Here is a 23467-nt window from a genome sequence, read left to right as displayed (position 1 = left end):
AAAAAAACATCTGTGATGTGAGCGGGAACAATTATTAACATTGCGCACCGACACCGGCTCATCGGGCCTGACGGCGATGATGACGGCAGAGCGAACCTTTATGGGCTGTTAATTCCTGTTCTGGTTAACAGGCGGATGCTTTACAATGTGAAAAAATGATAAATCTCAGGGAGGGAATATGATTCCGGTTGAACGTCATCAACAGATTCTGGCGCTGGTCGCGGATCGGGGAGTGGTGAGCATTGCTGAACTGACCGAGCGGCTGGGCGTATCACACATGACTATCCGTCGTGATGTGCAAAAGCTGGAGGAGCAAGGTGCGGTGCTGTCGGTATCGGGCGGCGTGCGATCGGCGGATCGGCTGGCGGCGGAACCGTCGCACCTGACCAAAAGTGGCCTGTATAACGATGAGAAGCGCGCCATTGGCCGCTATGCCGCTCAGCACATTCCGCGCAATAGCTGCATCTATCTCGATGCCGGTACCACCACGCTGGCGCTGGCGCGGGAAGTGGTGGATCGGGATGATTTGCTGGTGGTGACCAACGATTTCATGGTGGCAAATCTGCTGATGGAAGCCAGCCACTGTCGGGTGATCCACACTGGCGGCACGGTATGCCGTGAGAACCGCTCCTGCGTCGGCGAGTCGGCGGCGCGCAGCCTGCGTCATCTGGCGATCGATATCGCCTTTATTTCCGCCTCCTGCTGGGGGCCGCGCGGCTTATTTACCCCGGATGAAGACAAGGTGACGGTAAAGCAGGCGGTCAGCGAGGTGAGCAGTAAACGGGTGCTAGTGAGCGACAGCTCAAAATATAACAAGATTGCGACCTTTCTGGCCTTGCCGCTGGAGAAGTTTGATCTGGTGGTGACCGACAGTCAGTTGAGTGAGGCGGGACGAGTTGCGTTAAGCGCGGGCAGTTGCGAACTGGTGCTGGCTGACTAAGGCTTTCGCCGCCTTCCCGAATAACAGCGGAAGGCGGCGAAGTGTCGCGGGATTAAACCTCTTCGCTGAACTGCGGCACCGGATTACGGAAGCTGCGAGTCACGAACGCCAGGTAGATAATGCCGATGGCAGCCCAGATCAGGCCCAGCACCATCGAACTCTCTTCCAGGTTCACCCACAGCGCACCGACCGTCAGCGCACCCAGCAGCGGCAGCAGCAGATACTGGACGTGATCTTTCAGCGTGCGGTTACGCTTCTCACGGATCCAGAACTGCGCAATCACCGACAGGTTAACGAAGGTGAAGGCCACCAGCGCACCGAAGTTGATCAGCGCCGTCGCGGTCACCAGATCAAAGTTAATCGCCATCAGCGCAATCGCACCGACCAGCAGCACGTTGAGCGACGGGGTCCGCCACTTAGGATGGACGTAACCGAAGAAACGCTCCGGGAATACGCCATCACGGCCCATCACATACATCAGACGCGATACGCCAGCGTGCGCCGCCATACCGGATGCCAGCACCGTGACCACCGAGAAGATCAGGATGCCGACCTGCAGCGCTTTACCGGCAACAAACAGCATGATTTCAGGCTGTGAGGAGTCCGGGTCCTGGAAGCGCGTGATGTCCGGGAAGTAGAGCTGCAGGAAGTAAGAGGCGATGATAAAGATCACGCCGCCAATCAGCGCCGTCAGGAAAATCGCACGCGGAATGGTACGTTCTGCATCTTTGGTCTCTTCCGACAGTGAGCTGATGCCATCAAAGCCGAGGAACGAGAAGCAGAGTATCGTCGCCCCGGTGATCATCGGCACGACGTGCGCATTCTCAGACCAGAACGGCTTGCTGCTCGCCAGCGTACCGGCACCGACGCCGTTCGCCACGCCGTAGATCACCATTGCCGTAATGCCGACCATGACAATCACCTGCAGCACCACAATCACGCTGTTAAAATTGGCGACGGTTTTGATGCCCTTGAGGTTAGAGAGCGTCATAAAACCAACCAGCAGCACCACGAAAATCCACGACGGGATACCGGGCACCAGCGATTCGAAATAGTTTTTTGCCAGCAGGATGTTGATCATCGGCATGAACAGGTAGTCCAGCAGGGATGACCAGCCGACCATAAAGCCGACGTGCGGACTGATCGCCTTCTGAGCGTAGGTATAAGCGGAGCCCGCAGAGGGGAAGCGGCGTACCAGCTTACCGTAACTCACGGCGGTAAACAGAATCGCAATCAGCGCGAAAGCGTAAGCGGTGGCGACGTGACCGTCGGTCAGCCCGGAAACGATGCCAAAGGTATCGAACAGGGTCATAGGCTGCATGTAGGCTAAGCCCATCATGACGACCGGAAGTAACGTAAGCGTTTTTTTCAGCTGTGTACGCTGTGGTGCAGCGGAGGTATTAAGCGACATGCTTCAGTCCCCCATGCGCAACAACCTGACTGGGTTGGGTCACAGGGCAACTGCGCATTAAGCGACAGGGAGTAAGGTTGGTGATCAACGCGGCGCCGTAGTCATCACGAAAGCGCGCGCCAGCCTGAGCTGGCAGTGTGGAAAACATCCCCATCTTTGTATCCTCAATCTCACGCTTACGCGTGTTTTCAGTGTTTATCTATCCGGGTGCGTGCCCGGCCTCGGTTAAGTCAGCGAAAAACTATTTGTTAAAACAGGATGCAAAAAAAATAACCGGCGCGGTGAGCGTCGGTTATGGTCTGATTTTGCAGGCCGCGTATTCTGCCCCATAGCAGGGCAGGAATACAAGCCACCGGGGCACCGGATGCAAAAAAAAAAGATGATCAGGCGTTCTTCAGCATCCAGTCTATCTCCGTGGCGGTGATCAGCCGTTCAAACTGCATCAGTTCATAATTCTTGCAGCTATACCAGACCCGGGCAAAGCGTTCGCCGAGCAACTTTTGCAGCGGATAGCTGTTGTCGAACTCATACAGGGCGTCGCTCTGCCGGATCGGCAGCGCCAGTCCTTCAGCATGATGGCCGTTGCCGGTCACCGGTTGGGGTAACGGCAGCGGAGTATCCAGCCCGTGCAGCATCCCGGCCAGCATCGCCGACACCACCAGATAAGGATTAGCATCCGCGCCCGCGACCCGGTACTCAATGCGATGATTATCGATATCGCCGCACGGCACCCGCAGCGCCACGGTGCGATTGTTATGGCCCCACGACGCCTGCAGCGGCACGTAAGCCTCCGGCACAAAGCGGCGATAGGCGTTAACGTTAGGGGCCAGCAGCGCCATTGAGGCGGGCATCAGGTCGATCATGCCGGCCAGCGCCCGTTTCATCAGTGGCGAGTCGCTGCCGTCATCACAGGCAAATGCGTTGTGATCGGCCGCATCCAGCATACTGATATGCACATGCATACCGCTGCCCGCGTACTCTTCATACGGTTTCGCCATAAAGGTGGCGGTCATGCCGTGATTTTCCGCGACCTGACGGATCAGTCGTTTCAGCTGCACCGCGTGATCGCAGGCGCGCAGCACATCGCCGGTGTGATGCAGATTGATTTCAAACTGGCCAGGTGACGCCTCGGCCAGCGCGCCATCGGCCGGAATGCCCTGCTGACGCGCCAGATCGTCAATGTCGCGCAAGACATCGGCGAAGTGATCGAGATTATCGACCGAATAGACCTGGCTCTGCATATTGCGTTCATCACTGCCCGGCGCGCACGGCGGCTGGATGAAGCCTTCGGCATCGCGCTTCTTGTCGACCAGATAGAACTCCAGCTCTACCGCTACCACCGGAAACAGACCTCGGTTACGCAGCTGTTGCCACAGCCGGTTAAGGACATTTCGGGGTTCAACGTCAAAGGGAGTGCCATCTTGGTTGCACATGGTGAGCAGCAGTTGCGCAATGTGCTGAGGATCGGAAGCGGAGGGAACTAAGGTGCCCAACACGGGCAGACAGAGGTTGTCAGGTTCGCCGAGGGACTGTCCGAGCCCGGCTTCTTCCACCGTGTTGCCGAGGATATCCATGGCAAATACCGAGGCGGGGAAATAACAGCCCTTTTCCAGCTTTGGCAGCGCCGAGATGGGAATGCGCTTACCGCGAAAAACACCGTTTAAATCATTTAACAGGATGTCGACATACTGCGTTTCAGGATGGCGCTCCAGCCAGGCTTTCACCTCAAGCTGGAACGCGCTGGTTCGTTTCTCTTCACTGTGAAGCGTGAAGTCTTCCACTTCTACCAGGTTAGTCATGATCTCACCCGCCCCTATTCGGTTTGCGCAATGCTCAAAATAACAGCCACTCCTCTAACATAGCGCCAACATAAAAAGTGTGCAAATGTAACAAATCTGTTTGAAGAACAAACAGCAGATTGCTAGATTGACAAAATATTGCACACTTAACCGCCAGACGTGCCCTTTCGGTAGATATTTCGAACAGCGATGCGAGGATGTGAGATGGGCATTATTTTTGACAAACCTTTGATTGGCGTAGTGATGTGTCAAAGCCATATCGGTGGTCATCCGACGCAGACCGTGCACAACAAATATCTTGATGCGGTGATCCTCGCGGGCGGAGTGCCGCTTGCCCTGCCCCACAGCCTGCTCAATGCGCCTCATCTATCAGAAAACGCTATGACGGTGCTGGATGGCCTCCTGCTGACCGGCAGCCCGAGCAATATCGAACCCTGGCATTATGGTGAAGCCGGTGCCGAGCCGCACGCCGATCCGGGCCGCGATCGTCTTGCCTTTCAACTGATTACGTACGCCACCAGCCGAAAAATGCCGATGTTCGGTATCTGCCGCGGGATGCAGGAACTGGTGGTGGCAAATGGCGGCGCGCTGTGGCGCGATCTCGGCCAGCAAAAACAGTTCCAGCGCCATCATGAAGATGAGACCCAGCCGCTGGATCAACAGTATGCCCCGGCTCACCCGGTGACGATTGAAGCGGATGGGCTGCTCGCGACGCTGCTCGACAGCACCCAGCCGCTGCAGGTTAACTCCCTGCATCATCAGGGCATCCGTGAACCCGGCCCGCAGTTACGCGTTGAGGCCCGCGCGCCGGATGGACTGATTGAAGCGGTCAGCCTGCGCCACCATCCTTTCGCGCTGGCGGTACAGTGGCACCCGGAATGGCAGGCGGATCGCGCTACCGGATCGTGCCAGCTGTTTGAGGGTTTTATTCAGGCTGCGCTGCGTTTTCACAAGGAAAAAGATCATGAATGACGTCACGCTGGCACCCGGACGCCGGCTGTCTGAGATCCGTCAGGCGCTGGGTTTGTCACAGCGCCGCGTCGCCGAGCTGGCGGGCCTGACTCACAGCGCTATCAGCACTATTGAGCAGGATAAGGTCAGCCCGGCGGTCAGTACCCTGCAGAAGCTATTAAAAGTGTACGGGCTCTCTCTGTCGGAGTTTTTTTCGGAACCGAAAGCCGACGCCACGCCTAAAACCATTGTCCGTCCCGAGGATTTGCTGGAGATGGGCAGCCAGGGCGTCTCGCTGAAGCTGGTTGAAAACGGCAATCCGCAGCGCTCGCTGGGGATGCTACTGGAGACCTATCAACCCGGAGCCAGCACTGGCGAAAAACTGCGACATCCCGGTGAAGAGACCGGCACGCTGCTGGAGGGTGAAATTACCCTGGTGATCAATGGTCAGAGTTTTCATCTGTACGCCGGTGAAAGTTACGTGATTGATACCGGTCTGCCGCACAGTTTTACCAATACGTCTGACGTACCCTGCCGCATTGTCAGTGCCCATACGCCTGCCAATTTCTGAGCGCTTCAAGGAGGTAGTGATGAATTACGTGGAGAGTTATTACGCAGCGACCGCCAATCCGCATGAACCCTGGCCGATGCTGCAGGAGAGCATTCAGTGTGACGTCTGTATCATTGGCGGCGGTTTTACCGGCCTGTCAGCGGCGCTGCATCTGACTGAAGCGGGTTACGAGGTGGTAGTACTGGAAGCGGCGCGTATCGGCTTTGGTGCCAGCGGACGCAACGGCGGCCAGGTGGTCAACTCCTACAGCCGCGATGTCGACGTTATTGAACAGCGTTACGGTAAAGAGAGCGCTCGTATGCTGGGCAGCATGATGTTCGAGGGCGCAGCGATCATCCGCGATCGTATTGATCGTTACGCTATTGCCTGCGACTACCGGCCTGGCGGTATCTTTGCGGCACTGAATGCCCGCCAGATGGCGCACCTGCGTAAACAGAAAGCGTTATGGCAACAGTATGGCAATCATGATCTGGAGTTGCTGGATGAGCGCGGCATTCGCCGTGAGGTGGCGACCGAACGCTACGTCGGTGGGCTGCTGGATCGCCGGGGTGGTCATCTGCATCCGCTCAATCTGGCGCTGGGTGAAGCGGAAGCGATCCGGCGACACGGCGGGCGCATCTATGAACAGTCTGCTGCGCTGAAGGTGGCCTATGGTTCACCGAATCGGGTAAAAACCGCGCACGGCGAGGTGAGCGCAAAATTTGTGATTTTCGCCGGTAACGCCTATCTGGCCAGTGAGGTTGAACCCCGTCTGAGCGGTAAAAGTATGCCGTGCGGCTCGCAGATTGTGGCCACCGAACCACTGTCCCCCGATCAGGCGCTGTCGCTGTTGCCAAATAATTATTGCGTGGAAGATTGTAATTATCTGCTCGACTATTTCCGTCTGACCGCCGATAACCGGCTGCTGTATGGCGGCGGCGTGGTCTATGGCGCGCGCGAGCCTGCCGATATCGAGGCGCTGATTCGGCCAAAACTGCGCCGCACCTTTCCTCAGTTGCAGAATGTGAAGCTGGATTTCAGCTGGAGCGGTAATTTTCTGCTGACCCTGTCGCGTATGCCACAGTTTGGCCGGCTGGAGAACAATGTCTATTTCATGCAGGGCGACAGCGGCCACGGCGTGACCAGCACTCATCTGTCCGGCAAGCTGATCAGCGAAGTGTTGCGCGGCGATGCTGAGCGTTTTGACGCCTTCGCCCGGCTGCCTCACCTGCCGTTCCCAGGCGGACGTCGCTTTAAGGTACCGCTGACGGCGATGGGCGCGGTGTGGTACGCGATTCGCGATCGGTTAGGGGTGTGATGAGGTAGCAGCATCCCCTGCCTGTCGTACTTCGCTGAAACGTGTTGCCGGGGCAGGCTCTGGCCGTTTCTTCAGGCTTTTAGTATGTTGTAACTATTTGCGCCCGATTTCTGTCTGCTTTGATTCCTGTTCCGGTGGCGCGCCACCGGAACAGCAGCACCCGCTTTACTCCAGCGGCATCTTCACCGGATCATCGTAGCGATACTCAAAGCCCAGCTCGGTGCAGATGCGTGAGCCGTCAATCAGCTTGCCACTTTCGTTGCCGGTTTGCGGCGCGAAGTGTGGCGGCTGCAGACCCAGCTGTCGCGAGACCGCCGGATAAAAGGTGTCGCGCGACGGATGTTTTGCGGCGCACAGGTTATAGACTCGTCCTCCTTTTGGCGTCTGCAGCAGCAGCGTAATCGCTTCTACTACATCATCCAGGTGTACCAGGTTAACACCCTGCGAGCCGTTCGCTACATCCTGCTTACCGGCCAGAAACCGACCCGGATGGCGCTTCGGCCCCACCAGCCCGGCGAGACGAACAATATCGACGCTGGTGCCCGGCAGATCGTGCAGCCAGTTTTCCAGTTTCACCAGCGTTTTGCCGGCGACGGTTTCGGGTATCAGCGGGCTGGTTTCGCGTTTGATGCCGGAGTCGCTGCCATAGACCGAAGTCGAGCTGGTAAAGATGATGCGCGGCACGTTATAGACCAGCGCGCTATCCACCACGTTCTGCACCGCCTGCAGATAGGCTTCGCCCCCTTCTGCGGTACGGCTGGCGGGTAACGTGACCACCAGCGCATCGACGTTGAACAGCGGCTCGACGTCGGCGGCATCACACACCAGATCCGGCGTCAGCGCCAGTTGAAAGGCTTCGATGCCGCAGCGGCGCGCCGCGTCCACCCCGTCCGGCGTGGTTTTGCTGCCGGTGACCTGCCAGCCTCGTGCGGTTAACGCCGTAGCCAGCGGCATACCTAACCAACCCAGTCCCACAATTGCGACCTTCTTCATTTTGACTCCTGGCGTGAAACATCAACCCTGACTTCAACCTAGTTTGCCCCCGGAATGCAAACCAGAACAACCGGTTTCAGCGCTTTCCGAACCGACTGGTTAAAAAAGGGTTGCCAATCGCAGCCATCTTCGCTAGGTTAAACCTCACAAATGAATACTCATTCATCGACGAGATTATTATGACACGCGTTCAGTTCAACCATCACCACCACCATCATCCTGACTAGTCTTTCAGGCGATGTGTGCTGGAAGACTTTCAAGATCTTCCAGTGGTGCGAACGCAAGAGAACCCCCGGAAGATCGTCTTCCGGGGGTTTTTTTATGGGCTGACGCAAACCCAGCAATCAGGACAGGAACAGTAGCCTATCCCATCAGGCTATTTTATTTGCCACTCTGGCCCTGAGCAGTGCTGACAATCCTTACGTACTGCGGGTACGTTCCGGTTGTTGCGCACTGTCCGTGACCAGACTGACTGCAACAATATACGCCTACTGGAATAGGCTTAAAGAGGACAGGAACCATGTTAGATAACACCCGTTTACGCATAGCTATGCAGAAATCCGGCCGTTTAAGCGATGATTCACGCGAACTGCTGGCGCGCTGTGGCGTTAAAATCAATCTTCAGCAACAGCGCCTGATTGCGTTTGCGGAGAACATGCCGATCGACATCCTGCGGGTGCGTGATGACGATATTCCTGGCCTGGTAATGGATGGTGTGGTCGATTTAGGCATCATCGGTGAGAACGTGCTGGAAGAAGAGCTGCTCTCACGCCGTGCCCAGGGTGAAGACCCGCGTTATTTCACGCTGCGCCGCCTGGATTTCGGCGGTTGCCGCCTGTCGCTGGCGATGGCGACAGATGCCGAGTACACCGGCCCGGAATGCCTCGATAAATCCCGTATTGCCACCTCCTATCCGCACCTGCTCAAACAATACCTCGACAAAAAAGGCGTCAGCTTCAAAACCTGTTTACTGAACGGGTCCGTTGAAGTCGCCACCCGTGCCGGCCTGGCAGATGCCATCTGCGATCTGGTGTCGACCGGTGCCACGCTGGAAGCCAATGGCCTGCGCGAAGTTGAAGTGATTTATCGTTCAAAAGCGGTGCTGATCCAGCGTGACGGCGAGATGCCTGCCGCGAAGCAGGAGCTGATCGACAAAATGATGACCCGTATTCAGGGCGTGATTAAAGCGCGTGAATCGAAGTACATCATGCTGCACGCACCGAGTGAACGCCTGGAAGAAGTGATCAGCCTGCTTCCTGGCGCAGAGCGCCCAACGGTGCTGCCGCTGGCCGGTGATGTCAGCCGTGTAGCGATGCATATGGTAAGCAGTGAAACCCTGTTCTGGGAAACCATGGAAAAACTGAAAGCGCTGGGTGCCAGTTCGATTCTGGTGCTGCCGATTGAGAAGATGATGGAGTAAGCCATGGCCTTTTCTACCCCGATTGACTGGCAGCAATGCAGCGCAGAACAGCAGCAGGCGCTGTTGTTACGTCCGGCTATTGCCGCCTCAGAGAATGTGACCCAGACGGTACGTGAAGTGCTGGAGCAGGTGAAGACCCGTGGTGACGCGGCGCTGCGCGACTTCAGCGCCCGCTTCGATAAGGCGCAGGTTGAGAATCTGCGCATGACGCCGCAACAGATCAGCGATGCCAGTGACCGGCTCAGCGATACGCTGAAACAGGCGATGGCGGTAGCGGTGGCCAACATCGAAACCTTCCACAATGCGCAGATCCTGCCGCCGGTGGATGTTGAAACCCAGCCCGGCGTACGCTGCCAGCAGATTACCCGTCCGGTGAAATCGGTCGGACTCTATATTCCTGGTGGTTCCGCCCCGCTCTTCTCCACCGTGCTGATGCTGGCGACCCCGGCCCGTATCGCTGGCTGTGGTCGCGTGGTGCTCTGCTCACCGCCGCCGATTGCTGATGAGATTCTTTATGCCGCTCAACTGTGTGGCGTCGAAGAGGTGTTTCAGGTTGGCGGTGCGCAGGCGATTGCCGCCCTCGCCTTCGGCACCGAAACCGTGCCGCGCGTCGATAAAATTTTTGGTCCGGGCAACGCGTGGGTGACCGAAGCGAAACGTCAGGTCAGTCAGCGCCTGGATGGGGCGGCGATTGATATGCCTGCTGGTCCGTCAGAAGTGCTGGTGATTGCCGATGAGGGCGCGACGCCCGCTTTCGTGGCGTCGGATCTTTTGTCGCAGGCCGAGCACGGTCCCGATTCCCAGGTGATTCTGTTGACGCCATCACGCACGCTGGCCGACGCAGTCGCTGAAGCGGTTGAGCAGCAGCTGGCGCAGTTGCCGCGAGCCGCCACGGCCCGTCAGGCGCTGGAGAGCAGCCGTCTGATTGTGGCGCGCGATCTGCAACAGTGTGTGGAAATTTCGAATCTGTACGGTCCGGAGCACCTGATCCTGCAGACCCGTCAGCCACGCGAACTGGTGGAGTCGATCACCAGCGCCGGTTCAGTATTCCTCGGTGACTGGTCACCGGAGTCCGCGGGCGACTATGCGTCTGGCACCAATCACGTATTGCCGACCTACGGTTATACCTCGACCTGCTCCAGCCTCGGCCTGGCGGATTTCCAGAAGCGTATGACGGTACAGGAGCTGACGCCGCAGGGCTTCCTCAACCTGGCCGCGACGATTGAAACGCTGGCAGCCGCCGAGCAGCTGGATGCCCACAAAAATGCCGTCACCCTGCGCGTTGCCGCACTGAAGGAGCAAGCATGAGCCAGAATATTGAACAACTGGCGCGCGCCAACGTTCGCGCCCTGACGCCTTACCAGTCGGCGCGCCGGCTGGGTGGCAACGGTGATGTCTGGCTCAATGCCAACGAGTTCCCGCTGCCGGTGTCGTTTGAGCTGTCACAGCAGACGCTGAACCGTTATCCGGAGTGTCAGCCTAAACTGGTGATTGAGCGCTACGCTGCTTACGCGGGCTTAACGCCGGAGCAGGTGCTGGTGAGCCGTGGCGCAGATGAAGCCATCGAACTGATCATGCGCGCCTTCTGTGAGCCGGGTCAGGATGCGATTCTGTTCTGCCCGCCGACCTATGGCATGTACAGCGTCAGCGCCGAAACCATCGGCATTGAATACCGCACCGTCCCGGCGCTGGCCGACTGGCAGCTTAATCTGCCCGCCATTGCTGAGCAGCTGGAAGGCGTCAAGGTGGTGTACCTTTGCAGCCCGAACAATCCCACCGGCAACCTGATCAATCAGGATGATATCCGTCAGCTGCTGGCGATGACCGCCGGCAAAGCGCTGGTGGTGGCGGATGAAGCCTATATTGAATTCTGTCCGCAGGCGACGCTGACCGGCTGGCTGAAAGATTATCCCAACCTGGTGATCCTGCGCACCCTGTCGAAAGCCTTTGCGCTGGCTGGCCTGCGCTGTGGTTTCGCGCTGGCCAATCAGCCGGTCATCGACCTGCTGATGAAGGTAATTGCGCCCTATCCGCTGGCGACACCGGTGGCGGATGTCGCCGGTCAGGCGTTGAGCGAGCAAGGCATCTCGCTGATGCGTGAGCATGTGGCGCAGCTCAACGACAACCGCAGCTGGTTACTGGCGGAGCTGGCAAAGCTGGGCTGCGTAAAACAGGTTTTCGCCAGTGAAACCAACTATGTGCTGGCGCGGTTTACCGACTCACCAAAAGTCTTCAAAACCTTGTGGGATCAGGGCATTATCCTGCGTGACCAGAACAAAAATCCGGGCCTGTCGGGATGTCTGCGCATCTCCATCGGCACGCGTGAAGAGTGCGGACGTGTGATCGCCGCGCTGCAAGCCCTCTCTGTGGAGCAAGCATGAGCCAGAAGACCCTTTTTATTGACCGCGACGGTACCCTTATCTCTGAGCCGCCTGAAGATTTTCAGGTGGATCGTATGGACAAACTGGCGTTTGAGCCTGACGTCATCCCAGCACTGCTGGCGCTGCAGGCCGCCGGTTACCGTCTGGTGATGATCACCAATCAGGATGGACTCGGCACCCAGAGCTTCCCGCAGGCGGACTTTGATGGCCCGCATAATCTGATGATGCAGGTGCTGAACTCACAGGGCATCACCTTTGACGACGTGCTGATTTGCCCGCACCTGCCCGAAGATCACTGTGACTGCCGTAAGCCAAAAACCAAAATGGTGGAAGCCTGGCTGGCTGAAGGCGCGCTGGATACCGCTAACAGCTATGTGATTGGCGATCGCCTGACTGACGTGCAGCTGGCGGAGAACATGGGCATTCAGCCAATCCGTTATGGCGCGGACGGCGAGAACTGGCAGACCATTCAGCAGCGTCTGACCCAGCGCGACCGCTATGCGCTGGTGCAGCGTAATACCAAAGAGACTCAGGTGCGGGTCGAGCTGTGGCTGGATCGCGAAGGCGGCAGCAAAATTAACACCGGCGTCGGGTTTTTTGACCACATGCTGGACCAGATTGCGGTGCACGGCGGTTTCCGCATGAACATCGAAGTGAAAGGCGATCTCTACATCGACGATCACCACACGGTGGAAGATACCGGCCTGGCGCTGGGTGAAGCGTTACTTAAAGCGCTGGGTGATAAGCGTGGCATTGGCCGTTTTGGCTTTGTGCTGCCGATGGATGAGTGCCTGGCACGCTGTGCGCTGGATATCTCCGGCCGTCCGCACATCGAATTTAAAGCGGAATTTAACTATCAGCGCGTCGGTGACCTGAGCACCGAGATGGTTGAGCACTTCTTCAGTTCGCTCTCCTACGCCATGATGAGCACCCTGCATCTGAAAACCAAAGGTAAGAACGATCATCACCGCGTCGAAAGCCTGTTTAAAGCCTTTGGCCGTACCTTGCGCCAGGCGATCCGCGTTGAAGGTAATACGCTGCCGAGCTCGAAAGGAGTGCTGTGATGAACGTGGTAATCATGGATACCGGCTGCGCCAACCTCTCGTCGGTGAAATGGGCGATTGAACGTCTGGGTTACACCCCGGAAGTCAGCCGCGATCCCGATGTGGTGCTGCGCGCCGACAAACTGTTTCTGCCGGGCGTGGGCACCGCGCAGGCGGCGATGAATCAGCTGGAAGAGCGTGACCTGATCGATCTGGTCAAAGCCTGTACCCAGCCGGTGCTGGGCATCTGTCTCGGGATGCAGCTGCTGGGACGCGGCAGTGATGAAAACGGCGGCGTGCCGACGCTGGGGATTATCGACCAGCCGGTCTCGCTGATGGACACCCATGGACTGCCGTTGCCGCACATGGGCTGGAACCAGATTACCGCCCAGGCGGGCAACCACCTGTTCCGTGGCATTGAGGAAGGCTGCTACTTCTACTTTGTTCACAGCTACGCCATGCCGGTGAATGCCAGCACCATCGCCCAGTGTCACTACGGTGAAGCCTTCACCGCGGCGGTGCAGAAAGATAACTTCTTCGGCGTCCAGTTCCATCCGGAACGCTCGGGCAAAGCGGGCGCGCAGTTGCTGAAAAACTTCCTGGAGATGTGATGATTATCCCCGCGTTAGATTTAATCGACGGCAAAGTCGTCCGTCTGCATCAGGGCGATTATGGCCAGCAGCGCGACTACGGCAGCGATCCGCTGCCTCGTCTGCAGCAGTATGCGCAGGAAGGCGCCACGGTGCTGCATCTGGTGGACCTGACCGGCGCGAAAGATCCGGCAAAACGGCAGATTGCGCTGCTGAAAACCCTGCTCGACGGCGTCGACGTGATTGTGCAGGTCGGTGGCGGCATTCGTCATCGTGACGATGTGAAAGCGCTGCTGGATGCCGGTGCCAGCCGCGTGGTGGTGGGTTCAACCGCGGTGAAGCAGCCTGACGAGGTAAAACGCTGGTTTGCCGAGTTTGGCGCAGAGGCGATTGTGCTGGCGCTGGATGTGCGCATTGATGCTGATAACCGCAAAGAAGTGGCGATCAGCGGCTGGCAGGAAGCGGCGGGCGTTACGCTGGAACAGGTGATTGCCGATTTCCAGCCGGCTGGCCTGAAGCATGTACTCTGCACCGATATTTCACGCGACGGCACCCTGAGCGGCTCCAACGTCGCGCTTTACCAGGAAGTGACCGCTCGCTTCCCGGACATCGCCTTCCAGTCTTCGGGCGGCATTGGTGAACTTAATGATATCGCCGCCCTGCGCGGCAGCGGCGTTCAGGGCGTGATTGTCGGACGTGCGCTGCTGGAAGGTAAATTCACAGTTTCGGAGGCTATCTCATGCTGGCAAAACGGATAATTCCCTGTCTTGATGTACGTGATGGCCAGGTGGTGAAAGGCGTGCAGTTCCGTAATCACGAGATCATTGGCGATATCGTCCCGCTGGCGCAGCGCTATGCGGCTGAAGGCGCTGATGAGCTGGTGTTTTATGACATCACCGCGTCATCTGATGACCGGGTCGTCGATAAGAGCTGGGTTTCGCGGGTCGCGGAAGTAATCGATATCCCGTTCTGTGTGGCAGGCGGGATCAAAACGCCGGAGGACGCGGCGCGCATTCTGGAATTTGGTGCGGACAAGATTTCGATTAACTCTCCTGCGCTGGCTGACCCCACGCTGATTACCCGCCTCGCGGACCGCTTTGGCGTACAGTGCATTGTGGTCGGCATTGATACCTGGTTCGATGAAGCCAGCGGTAAGTATCAGGTGAATCAGTATACCGGTGACGAAGCGCGGACCCGGGTGACGCAGTGGGAAACGCTGGAGTGGGTGCAGGAGGTCCAGAAACTGGGCGCTGGCGAAATCGTGCTGAACATGATGAATCAGGATGGCGTGCGTAACGGTTATGACCTGGTGCAGCTGAAGAAAGTGCGTGAAGTCTGCAAAGTGCCCCTGATCGCTTCTGGCGGCGCAGGCACTATGCAGCACTTCCTCGACGCCTTTACCGAGGCCAACGTCGATGGTGCGTTAGCCGCCTCGGTATTCCATAAGCAGATTATCAATATTGGCGAGCTGAAAAGCTTCCTGATCGACAACGGAGTGGAGATTCGCGCGTGTTAACCGAACAACAACTGACCCAGCTTGACTGGGACAAAACCCAGGGCATGATGCCGGTGATCGTGCAGCATAACGTCTCTGGCGAAGTGCTGATGCACGGTTACATGACTCAGCCGGCGCTGGAAAAAACCCTGGCCGAAGGCAACGTGACCTTTTTCTCCCGCACCAAAAACCGGTTGTGGACCAAAGGCGAGACCTCCGGCCACTTTCTGCAGGTGGTGAGCATCACGCCAGACTGCGATAACGATACGCTGCTGATACTGGCGAACCCGATCGGTCCGACCTGCCATCTGGGCACCACCAGCTGCTTCTCGCCGGCCGTGCCAGAGTGGACCTTCCTCTATCAGTTGGAAGAGCTGCTGGCGTCCCGCAAAACAGCCGACCCTGAAAGCTCTTACACCGCACGGCTCTACGCCAGCGGCACCAAGCGCATCGCGCAGAAAGTGGGTGAAGAAGGCGTTGAAACTGCGCTGGCCGCTACGGTCAACGATCGGGATGAACTGACTAATGAAGCGTCAGATCTGGTCTATCACCTGATGGTGCTGTTACAGGATCAGGATCTCGACTTCAGCGCGGTGATCAACAACCTGCGCGCCCGCCATAAGTAAAATGTGCAATAAGCTGCTCAAAATCAGGCTGAGGCGATGATTTTGAGCAGTATCCTTCTCAAAAATAACTCTTAGCGCTATTTTTGAGCAAAATATTGCTCAACAGGCACGATGATGTTAACTCTCCAGTGGTGTATTAACGGTGTCCGGCGGGATGCTGCTTTAATCAAAATCCAGCAGTCCAGACATTGAGACCACACCACCTTAACTACGCTGAATCGTGCCTTTAAACCGTTCGGTCTCAGGGCAGGTCTATTACCGCGTCAGCCGCTTATGCTGCAAACCCTGATCCAGCAACTCACTGCGTCTGGAGAGAACCATGACCACCCATGAAAAATTGATCGCCCTGCTCGACCAGCACCAGGCACGCTATCGACTGATGGAACATCAGGCGACCGGTAAGTGCGAAGCGGTGGCGGCGATCCGCGGCACTGCCGTCGGTCAGGGCGCCAAAGCGCTGGTCTGCCATGTTAAAGGGAATGGCATTAAGCAGCATGTACTGGCGGTGTTGCCCGCCGATCAGCAGGCTGACCTGAGCAAAGTGGCCGCCGCAGTCGGCGGACGCCGTGCCTCACTCGCCAGTCCGGCAGAAACTGACGCCCTGACCGGTTGCGTGTTTGGTGCGATTCCACCATTTAGCTTTCATCCCGATTTAAACCTGGTTGTTGATCCGCTGTTGTTTGACCGCTACCCGGAGATCGCTTTTAACGCCGGTCTGCTGGATCGCTCAGTTATCCTCAACACGGAAGATTATCGGGCGCTGTGCCGGGCTAACGTGGTGAATATCATCCAGTAATTGCCATCACTAGCGGTCAACGTTACTCTGCGTGAACCCTCATCACGACTAAAGAAGACCATTACATGGCAATGAACCGCTTTACTACCCGTCTGCGTCAGACGTTGATCATGGCTGTCGTCGCCGGCAGTGCCTTTGGTGCGCAGGCAAAAATCGACCAGGTCCGCTTCGCTGTTGATCCCACCTACCCACCGTTTGAATCGAAAACGCCGCAGGGCAAACTGGTTGGTTTCGATATCGATCTGGGCAATGCGCTGTGTACCCAGATGCAGGCGAAATGCGTCTGGGTTGAAAGCCAGTTTGACGGCATGATCCCGGCACTGAAAGCACGTAAGTTCGATGCCATCCTCTCTGATATGGGCATTACGGAAGAGCGGCTGAAGCAGATCGATTTCACCGTGCCGCTCTACGACACTCACACCCAGCTGATTGCCCGCAAAGGCGCTGGCGTGCTGCCGACCGCGGAATCACTGAAAGGCAAAACGGTAGGCGTTCAGCAGGGCACGGTTCAGGAGCGTTATGCACTGGCAAAATGGCAACCGCATGGCGTGAACGTGGTGCCGTATAGTGACCAGGCGCAGGTCGAAAGTGATTTAGTTGCCGGTCGTCTCGATGTGGTGTTCACCGATGCCGCACAGGCGGCGATTGGCTTCCTGAAGCAGCCGCAGGGAAAAGATTTTGAACTGGCAGGCCCGATCGTTCAGGACCCGATTATCGGTCCCGGCACCGCCATCGGCCTGCGTAAAGGTGACACGGAACTGAAGACGGCACTGGATAATGCCTTTGCTGAGATCAAAAAGAATGGCACCTTTGATCAGATTCAGAAGCGTTATTTCGCCACCGATATCTCTGTTCAGCAGTAGCATCGCAGGCAGGCTTTTCCGTCATTTAATGCGATCCGGCACTATACTCTAACCTTTTCAGGACGGCGCGCTGCCGTCCTTCGCCGACCACAGGACATTAACACGGTATGCATCAACAACATCATCCTCTGTTAAGCGCCTCTTTAGGCACCCAACGTGAAATTATCAGTTTCCATTTTGCTGAAAACCACTCGCGTCAGGTTTATATCCAGGCTGCGCTACATGGCGACGAGTTGCCGGGCATGGCGGTAGCATGGTTTTTAAAGCAACGGCTACAGACGCTGGAGTCAGCTGGCCAGTTAAGAGCCGCTTTCACCCTGGTGCCGGTCGCCAATCCGCTGGCGCTGGGTCAGCACTGGCACGGAACGCATCTGGGTCGTTTTCATACCTTATCGGGACAGGATTTTAATCGCCGCTTCCCCTCGCTGGGCGAGACGCTGGCAGCCGGACTGGCTGACAGTCTTACCCAGAGCGAAGCGCAGAATAAAACCCTGATCCGTGAGGCGATCGATCGTCACTACCGCGATACAGTGCCCAGAACCGAACTGGATGCGCAGCGTTATACCCTGATGCGCATGGCCAGTCAGGCCGATCTGATGATTGATCTGCATTGTGACTGGGAAGCCGTGCCGCATCTCTATACTACGCCGCACGCCTGGCCGGATATCGAGCCGCTGGCGCGCTGGTTAGGCAGTGAGGTACAGCTGCTGGCGCAGATTTCAGGCGGCGAACCGTTTGATGAAGCCTGCTGTGAACCCTGGCTGACGCTGGCAGAACGTTTTGGCAAAGACTTCCCGATGCCGCGCGGCTTGCTGCCGGTTACCCTTGAACTGCGTGGCGTACGCGACGTCTCTCCTGAGCAGGCTGAAAAGGATGCGGATGCGATTATTTCCGCGTTACAGGAAAGCGGCTACATCGGTTACAGCGAGCCGGCGGTTTCGGTTGAAGTGGCGGCACCGGTGATTGGTGGCGATGAGCTGGTGTCGGTGACCACCGGAGGCGAAGACGTGGTGGCGATTGGCGAAAGCGGTACCGGACTGAGCGCGCCCGACGTGGTCGAAGCGGCGGATGAACAGAGTATGATTAAAGAGCGCTACAGCGAAGGTTCTGCCGCGACCTCCCCTGCCCTGAAGCATCCACCGACGCCATTGGCCGCCTGCGAATATATTCACTCTCCGGTCTCCGGTCTGATTCTGCATCGCAAATCACTGGGTGCCAGGATTCGTGCTGGCGAAGTGGTAGCGGAGATTATTGATCCGGTCACCGACCAGATCACGCCATTAATGGCTGAACACGGCGGCATTCTCTATGCGAGACACTGGGTACGGTTTGCAACGGCGGGTATGCTGGTCGTGCGGCTGGCGGGCGAGAGTGAGATTCGGAGCGGGGATTTGCTGGTGGGATAAAAAAAAGGCTGCCAGCTAAGTGAGCTGGCAGCCTTTTTTATTAAGCGATGACTCAATTTTTATACAATGCACTGTATAAAATAGGAAAGATGCAGGTACTATTAAGATAAATTATTAATGCTGGTTAAAAATAGCCCGAGAACCCGTTCATCACGACTGCCAAAAATAGATGGCGAAACAGCATCAATAACTTCTAATGTAACAAATGCATCTTCTATATTATCGACAGTTAAATCAACATGATCGTTTCCACCCACCGAAACAATGCTTTTCTCATAAGATTTATTAGATAACTTCACTCTGAAAATAACTTTCCTGGGGTGAGATTCCGAAGCATCAAAGACATTAAAATTCAATCTTAAAGTCGCACTCTTAACTTTTCCTTTTACAGACGGCAAAAAAAGATCTGCACGAGCCGATGACCATATACCGTTTTCTTCTGGATCATACCATCCCTTACCGAGCACTCTATATTTAGCTAATGAATCAGCAGAGAATAACAGTGGATAATTAATAGCATTTTTCTTCAAACGGATGACTGTGAATAATTCATTTTGAATAACATCTAAATATCCCTCTTGCTTTAATACGTTCACTAGCGGCAAAAATTGCATCCTTTTGGCGTCAGGACAGGTAAAGTCAGGATAAATCATTTGCGCTTCAACTGGTGTGTCTGGCATCTTACAAGGCCAGACATGGGCTGACCAGAGCATGTCAAAGTTAGGTATAATAACTGCATTTACATTTTCGAAGCTTAACAGCCTTATAATATATTTCAGGCTGGAGCCTGTTAACTCACCCCGCAGCTTAAGGAAATCCTGAGGCCAATACACCATAGATTGCTGGACATTTTTATCCCCACCTAAGTTGAAGCTCTTAACATTCAGGGCGGAAGACAGGTAATTAGCCAAAAAATCATTACCCCAAGGGACATAAGCAACCAAATCACCAGAATTGATTAACGGCTTAAGATTTCTCACCACTTCATTATCAACACGTTCAAATGCTTCATTATAATACCTGCCTGCTGATAAATGATTCTCAAGAGGCGGAATATAAAATAAAATAGCAAAGCTCACTAAAAGCGCTGAGAAAAAATTATTTTTACGGGACGATAACAGCAGAACAACTAAGCACCATATAGCGAAAAAGGATAATGCTATCCAACGATACGATGCTCTCATAACGTCAAAACCGGGTATGTGTTCTGAAATCCAACCGGTGCCAGTGGGTAATAAAGGATAATTATCAGGTATTATGGGTGAGAGATCAGGCTGGCCTGTAGGTTTCAATAGCATAAACTTGAAGGAAGGTCCCAACGAGAAATACAATGAAAATATAAAGACAGATAAGAATAAAATTACAATACTTTTATTATTTCTAATTTTTGACTTAGAGAAATGGCAAAGAGATAAGATCAACATGGGCAATAAAAATGTCGTTCGCCATACGGAACTATCTCCATAATACTGCCCCTCGGTGCGAAACACGGACCAATGCAGATTATCCAGAAGCCATGAAATACCTGACGATGGGGCAGCAAGAAAAGAAATATCAACGCCCCAGGAACGGAAAAAAGAGAGTTGCTGGGGTTCATAGCCTGACCTACCTATAAACGCAGCATAAAGAATATAAGAAAATATACAAGCGAAAGCGTGCACCGAAACTACTTTAACAATTACCTTCAGCGTTCGATTATTATCTTTGGAGAGAAAGTACATTAAATAAAATGAATTCAAAACCGCCTGCATAATGAATGTGTATCCATCCATAAAAATGGAAATGACGGATGAAACAGTACAAATAAACAACGAAAAAGTATAAAATTTAAGGCACTGATTGCCATCACAAAAAGTCATTGCCTTCATAAAACTAAAAAAATAAAAAGGAAGCAATGCTATACCCAGGGTTAACATGGAATAATTAGCATGCTGAACGACTACAGGCGTAATGACCCATAACAGTGACAATAAAACTGATGTATACTGGTTAACCTTAAAATGCCTACTTATTTTGTAAGCAGACACAAAAGAAATTAATATGAATAAAGTGAAAATAATAATATAACTATTAGCAGGAGAAAATCCTAATCGTAAAAGAATACTCATAGGATATACAGCAGACAAGCCGAATGAAATATTGCCGCCGTAAGGGAATCCAAAATTTGAAGCGTGAGCAGTAAACACAGAGCTATTTGCTATAGACTGTGCGAAGCCCACAGCCCAAAAAGCCTGCCCAAGCGTAGGAAGCGAAAAATATGGTATAAGATTATTAGTGATAAGTGAAAATAAACCAGCAATAAATGCAAAAAACAGGAACGGGATTCTTTTAAATTCTTTTTGTTTGTCGCTCACTATCAATAAACCTTTGAACCGTTGAAGAGAAAATGAAAAAAATCAAGTCACCAATAACTGTCACTAAACGTGTTAGAATGGCGGCATTAAAAACCAATGACTGATCTCTAAAAACCGGAAAAAGAAGAAGAATTAGTATACTTTCCCTTACTCCTAATCCAGCTGGAGAGCCAGGCATAATAAACCCGATCAGCCATGCCGTAACAAAGCTACATAAAACAAATGCATCTAAAGATAAAGTAGAATTTACTTTTATTGTCGAAGTAACTATTAAGAAGAACATCAGTCCCGAGACAAACATGAATATCATATAGCTTGAAAAGGTTCTGAAAAAATTAGTGCTAATTCTGTTGATAATAAATGATGCGCCCAAAAAAAACAAAAAAGAAGTAAAAATAGAGAGCGCAACTCCCATTTCGAGAAAGTAATACACCCCTACGTAAACACTGAAGGGTAAAGAGGATAACAACAAGAGTATGATTTCTAAAAATTGCGACTTAGCCACTTTAGCAGAATTGAGGTTATGTCTGACTGCAAGCACTTGCTTCCCTGCGAACTGAAATATATTACCGGGAATATACTTAGCAATTTGAGAAACCCCAAAAATCGCCACTGATAACTTTATAGTTATCTTTTCGTCAAGTCCGGCTAATATTAAACGCCAACCAGCCGCAAGGAGATAATTATTAAGAGCATACACCAGACACGCAACAGTAAAAACCAGAGCATGATCTTTAAAAAAACCTGTAAGATTAACCAGACCTTGTAAGGTATAAAATTTATAGCCAATAAAAATTACGCTGAGGAAAACCAATAAATAAGAAACGTTATTCACTGCTTTTTTTAAAAGCATCAATCTTTTTTGACTTGACACAGTAACATTGTCCAGGGAGTTGGTGAACTTACTGATAGAACATCGAAATATTCAGAAATCAGGGCTACAAACTTATTTCGAGACCAATGATTCAAATGACCAGGCGTATTACCCAATTGAGAAATATATTTTAACCTTACAAGGTTTAAAACTCTCCATAATGGTTCTGATGGAACGCTCAAAATCACATAATTACGAGCAACTTCTTTTATTTTTTCGAGACCCGCTTGAGGATTTTCAAGATGCTCCAAAACCTCACAACATACGATCAGTTGAGAGGAGTCTGCGGCAGCGTTTAAATCATAAATGCTTTTAACGGTAAATAGATCCTCTGACACACCTCGTTCTGTAGCATTACTCTTCGCTATCGAGATAACTTCCGAGGAGAAATCACTTCCACGAGTATTAAATCCTTTTTCTAAATATTTTAAAACCCAGTAACCTTCACCACAGCCTATTTCATGAAACTCATTGACGCCAGTTTGGCTTATGTAGCGCTCAAGAGATTGGTCAAAACCACGCATCATATGTTTGACAATAGGATTATTTGAACCATATTTATCATAAGCATTGCCAAATACGATACCGTTTTCTTTTTTGCCTGATGAAAAAGCCATCTTATTTACTACCTTTCTCTATTGTTAATTTTGCGACTTTTTCCCGGACATCTTCAATTAGCTTTCTGTTAGCAGAAAGAAGATCTGCCAAAAAAGCCACCAGGATAGTTTGAAATCCCATCATCATTAATACGGCTGAGAGAATCAGAGACTGTATGTGCCCATCACCGTCGCCGTTCAAAAATAGAAACAAAAATCTGCCGGCAATAATTAATCCTATCAACATAATCAGAGACCCGATACTCATGAAAAATCTGAACGGGCGATATATCACATAAATTCGTATTATAGTAAAAATGCTTCTCTGAATATAGGATGGGATACTTTTCACTAAACGAGAAGGACGGAGATCATCATTAACCCTGACAGGGACAGATGTAATTGAAATATTTTTTTGTCCAGCCTGGATAATAGTCTCAAGAGTATAGGTATATTCACTGAAAACCATTAACTTTTGAGCTGCATTGCGGCTGATTGCACGAAAACCACTTGGTGCATCGGGTATTGTTGTTTTGCTGGCGCTTCTTACTACGTAACTTCCGATTTTCTGAAGTATTTTTTTGGCTAATGAGAAATGTTAAATAGCCTGTATGGGTCTGGCACCAATAACTATCTCAGCCTGATTGCTCAAGACAGGCGCTACAAGCGCAGGAATGTCATCTGCGTTATACTGGTTATCTGCATCAGTATTTACTATTACATCAGCCCCGAGCAAAATGCATGCCTCAATGCCAGTAATAAAAGCTTTTGCAAGTCCTTTATTACCCGTATGTTTTATTATATGGTCAACACCACAGGCCTGCGCTACTTCACATGTCGCGTCAGTACTCCCATCATCAATGATCAACCACTCAACTTTACTGAAACCTTCAAGATGCCTTGGCAAAGCTGTCAGTGCAATCGATAAAGTTTCAGCCTCGTTATAACAGGGTATTTGAATAATTAGCTTCACACTTAAAACGCCTTATGACATTTATGACAAACAATAAATGTATAAGCCCTGTTCACATGGCAGATAATTATCGGAAACCAGCTACAGG

General features: G+C 53.3%; 24 protein-coding genes and 1 other annotated feature. Of the genes, 16 read left to right on the top strand and 8 right to left on the bottom strand.

From position 1 onward, the window contains the following. Positions 1–178: 178 nt before the first annotated feature. Positions 179–940, top strand: coding sequence for a DNA-binding transcriptional repressor YgbI (gene ygbI / locus LZU96_RS07285; protein WP_233987670.1), 762 nt, complete (start codon positions 179–181; stop codon positions 938–940). Between the two features lie 52 nt (positions 941–992). Here the strand turns inward: ygbI and LZU96_RS07280 are convergent, their stop codons facing one another. Both LZU96_RS07280 and LZU96_RS07275 read right to left on the bottom strand, forming a co-directional pair. Beyond that, positions 993–2351: an APC family permease gene (locus LZU96_RS07280; RefSeq protein WP_233987669.1), complete on the bottom strand. Its 1359-nt coding sequence runs from the start codon at positions 2349–2351 to the stop codon at positions 993–995. A 383-nt stretch (positions 2352–2734) separates the two neighbouring features. Continuing rightward, complete coding sequence (locus LZU96_RS07275) at positions 2735–4150, bottom strand: glutamine synthetase family protein (protein WP_293002171.1); 1416 nt, start codon at positions 4148–4150, stop codon at positions 2735–2737. Positions 4151–4354: 204 nt separating this feature from the next. Here LZU96_RS07275 and puuD point away from each other — a divergent pair, with 204 nt between their 5' ends. The 3 genes from puuD to LZU96_RS07260 are packed head-to-tail and all read left to right on the top strand — an operon-like array spanning position 4355 to position 6969. Further along, positions 4355–5122, top strand: a complete 768-nt coding sequence (gene puuD, locus LZU96_RS07270) for a gamma-glutamyl-gamma-aminobutyrate hydrolase (protein WP_233987668.1) — start codon at positions 4355–4357, stop codon at positions 5120–5122. Further along, entirely contained in the window at positions 5115–5672 is a 558-nt protein-coding gene (puuR, locus tag LZU96_RS07265; RefSeq protein WP_233987667.1) for an HTH-type transcriptional regulator PuuR, read from the top strand. Before puuD ends, puuR begins: the two co-directional genes overlap by 8 nt. Positions 5673–5691: 19 nt before the next feature. Beyond that, positions 5692–6969, top strand: coding sequence for an NAD(P)/FAD-dependent oxidoreductase (locus LZU96_RS07260; protein WP_233987666.1), 1278 nt, complete (start codon positions 5692–5694; stop codon positions 6967–6969). A 165-nt stretch (positions 6970–7134) separates the two neighbouring features. Here LZU96_RS07260 and LZU96_RS07255 read toward each other — a convergent pair whose 3' ends face one another. After that, positions 7135–7962 (bottom strand): SDR family oxidoreductase, encoded by an 828-nt coding sequence (locus tag LZU96_RS07255; protein ID WP_233987665.1) that lies wholly within the window; start codon positions 7960–7962, stop codon positions 7135–7137. A 179-nt stretch (positions 7963–8141) separates the two neighbouring features. Here LZU96_RS07255 and hisL point away from each other — a divergent pair, with 179 nt between their 5' ends. The 12 genes from hisL (at position 8142) to LZU96_RS07195 (ending at position 18582) form a co-directional block, all read left to right on the top strand. After that, the gene (gene hisL / locus LZU96_RS07250) at positions 8142–8189 is read left to right on the top strand and encodes a his operon leader peptide (protein ID WP_100396937.1); all 48 of its coding nucleotides are present in this window, start codon (positions 8142–8144) and stop codon (positions 8187–8189) included. After that, positions 8165–8285 (top strand) — a sequence feature (His leader region). Its footprint overlaps the gene before it by 25 nt. A gap of 197 nt (positions 8286–8482) precedes the next feature. Then, entirely contained in the window at positions 8483–9382 is a 900-nt protein-coding gene (gene hisG / locus LZU96_RS07245) for an ATP phosphoribosyltransferase (protein ID WP_004571317.1), read from the top strand. A gap of 3 nt (positions 9383–9385) precedes the next feature. Further along, the gene (hisD, locus tag LZU96_RS07240; RefSeq protein WP_233987664.1) at positions 9386–10690 is read left to right on the top strand and encodes a histidinol dehydrogenase; all 1305 of its coding nucleotides are present in this window, start codon (positions 9386–9388) and stop codon (positions 10688–10690) included. Then, positions 10687–11763 carry a histidinol-phosphate transaminase gene (gene hisC / locus LZU96_RS07235; protein WP_233987663.1) on the top strand — a complete coding sequence of 359 codons (1077 nt, stop codon included), beginning with the start codon at positions 10687–10689 and terminating at the stop codon, positions 11761–11763. Before hisD ends, hisC begins: the two co-directional genes overlap by 4 nt. Then, complete coding sequence (gene hisB, locus LZU96_RS07230) at positions 11760–12827, top strand: bifunctional histidinol-phosphatase/imidazoleglycerol-phosphate dehydratase HisB (RefSeq protein ID WP_233987662.1); 1068 nt, start codon at positions 11760–11762, stop codon at positions 12825–12827. Before hisC ends, hisB begins: the two co-directional genes overlap by 4 nt. After that, positions 12827–13417, top strand: coding sequence for an imidazole glycerol phosphate synthase subunit HisH (gene hisH / locus LZU96_RS07225; protein WP_233987661.1), 591 nt, complete (start codon positions 12827–12829; stop codon positions 13415–13417). Before hisB ends, hisH begins: the two co-directional genes overlap by 1 nt. Next, complete coding sequence (gene hisA / locus LZU96_RS07220; RefSeq protein ID WP_233987660.1) at positions 13417–14154, top strand: 1-(5-phosphoribosyl)-5-[(5-phosphoribosylamino)methylideneamino]imidazole-4-carboxamide isomerase; 738 nt, start codon at positions 13417–13419, stop codon at positions 14152–14154. Before hisH ends, hisA begins: the two co-directional genes overlap by 1 nt. Continuing rightward, positions 14136–14912 (top strand): imidazole glycerol phosphate synthase subunit HisF, encoded by a 777-nt coding sequence (gene hisF, locus LZU96_RS07215; protein WP_233987659.1) that lies wholly within the window; start codon positions 14136–14138, stop codon positions 14910–14912. The genes hisA and hisF overlap by 19 nt, the downstream gene beginning before the upstream one ends. Further along, entirely contained in the window at positions 14906–15517 is a 612-nt protein-coding gene (gene hisIE / locus LZU96_RS07210; RefSeq protein ID WP_233987658.1) for a bifunctional phosphoribosyl-AMP cyclohydrolase/phosphoribosyl-ATP diphosphatase HisIE, read from the top strand. Before hisF ends, hisIE begins: the two co-directional genes overlap by 7 nt. A 319-nt stretch (positions 15518–15836) precedes the next feature. Further along, complete coding sequence (locus LZU96_RS07205; RefSeq protein WP_233987657.1) at positions 15837–16313, top strand: YbaK/prolyl-tRNA synthetase associated domain-containing protein; 477 nt, start codon at positions 15837–15839, stop codon at positions 16311–16313. Between the two features lie 71 nt (positions 16314–16384). Further along, on the top strand, positions 16385–17176 hold the full coding sequence (locus LZU96_RS07200) for an ABC transporter substrate-binding protein (protein ID WP_233988152.1): 792 nt from the start codon (positions 16385–16387) through the stop codon (positions 17174–17176). A 107-nt stretch (positions 17177–17283) separates the two neighbouring features. Next, on the top strand, positions 17284–18582 hold the full coding sequence (locus LZU96_RS07195) for a succinylglutamate desuccinylase/aspartoacylase family protein (protein ID WP_233987656.1): 1299 nt from the start codon (positions 17284–17286) through the stop codon (positions 18580–18582). Positions 18583–18683: 101 nt separating this feature from the next. Here LZU96_RS07195 and LZU96_RS07190 read toward each other — a convergent pair whose 3' ends face one another. From LZU96_RS07190 to LZU96_RS07170, 5 genes are all read right to left on the bottom strand, one after another. Next, positions 18684–20936 (bottom strand): hypothetical protein, encoded by a 2253-nt coding sequence (locus LZU96_RS07190; RefSeq protein WP_233987655.1) that lies wholly within the window; start codon positions 20934–20936, stop codon positions 18684–18686. Beyond that, the gene (locus LZU96_RS07185) at positions 20911–21810 is read right to left on the bottom strand and encodes a hypothetical protein (protein ID WP_233987654.1); all 900 of its coding nucleotides are present in this window, start codon (positions 21808–21810) and stop codon (positions 20911–20913) included. Before LZU96_RS07185 ends, LZU96_RS07190 begins: the two co-directional genes overlap by 26 nt. Next, on the bottom strand, positions 21789–22427 hold the full coding sequence (locus tag LZU96_RS07180; RefSeq protein ID WP_233987653.1) for a class I SAM-dependent methyltransferase: 639 nt from the start codon (positions 22425–22427) through the stop codon (positions 21789–21791). The genes LZU96_RS07185 and LZU96_RS07180 overlap by 22 nt, the downstream gene beginning before the upstream one ends. A 1-nt stretch (position 22428) precedes the next feature. After that, positions 22429–22653: a hypothetical protein gene (locus LZU96_RS07175; protein ID WP_233987652.1), complete on the bottom strand. Its 225-nt coding sequence runs from the start codon at positions 22651–22653 to the stop codon at positions 22429–22431. 351 nt (positions 22654–23004) lie between these two features. Continuing rightward, on the bottom strand, positions 23005–23379 hold the full coding sequence (locus tag LZU96_RS07170; RefSeq protein WP_233987651.1) for a glycosyltransferase family 2 protein: 375 nt from the start codon (positions 23377–23379) through the stop codon (positions 23005–23007). Positions 23380–23467 lie beyond the last annotated feature (88 nt).

This window comes from Pantoea agglomerans (assembly GCF_021397715.1).
Taxonomy (GTDB): Bacteria; Pseudomonadota; Gammaproteobacteria; order Enterobacterales; family Enterobacteriaceae; genus Pantoea; species Pantoea astica.
This window is presented reverse-complemented; position numbering and strand designations above follow the sequence as displayed.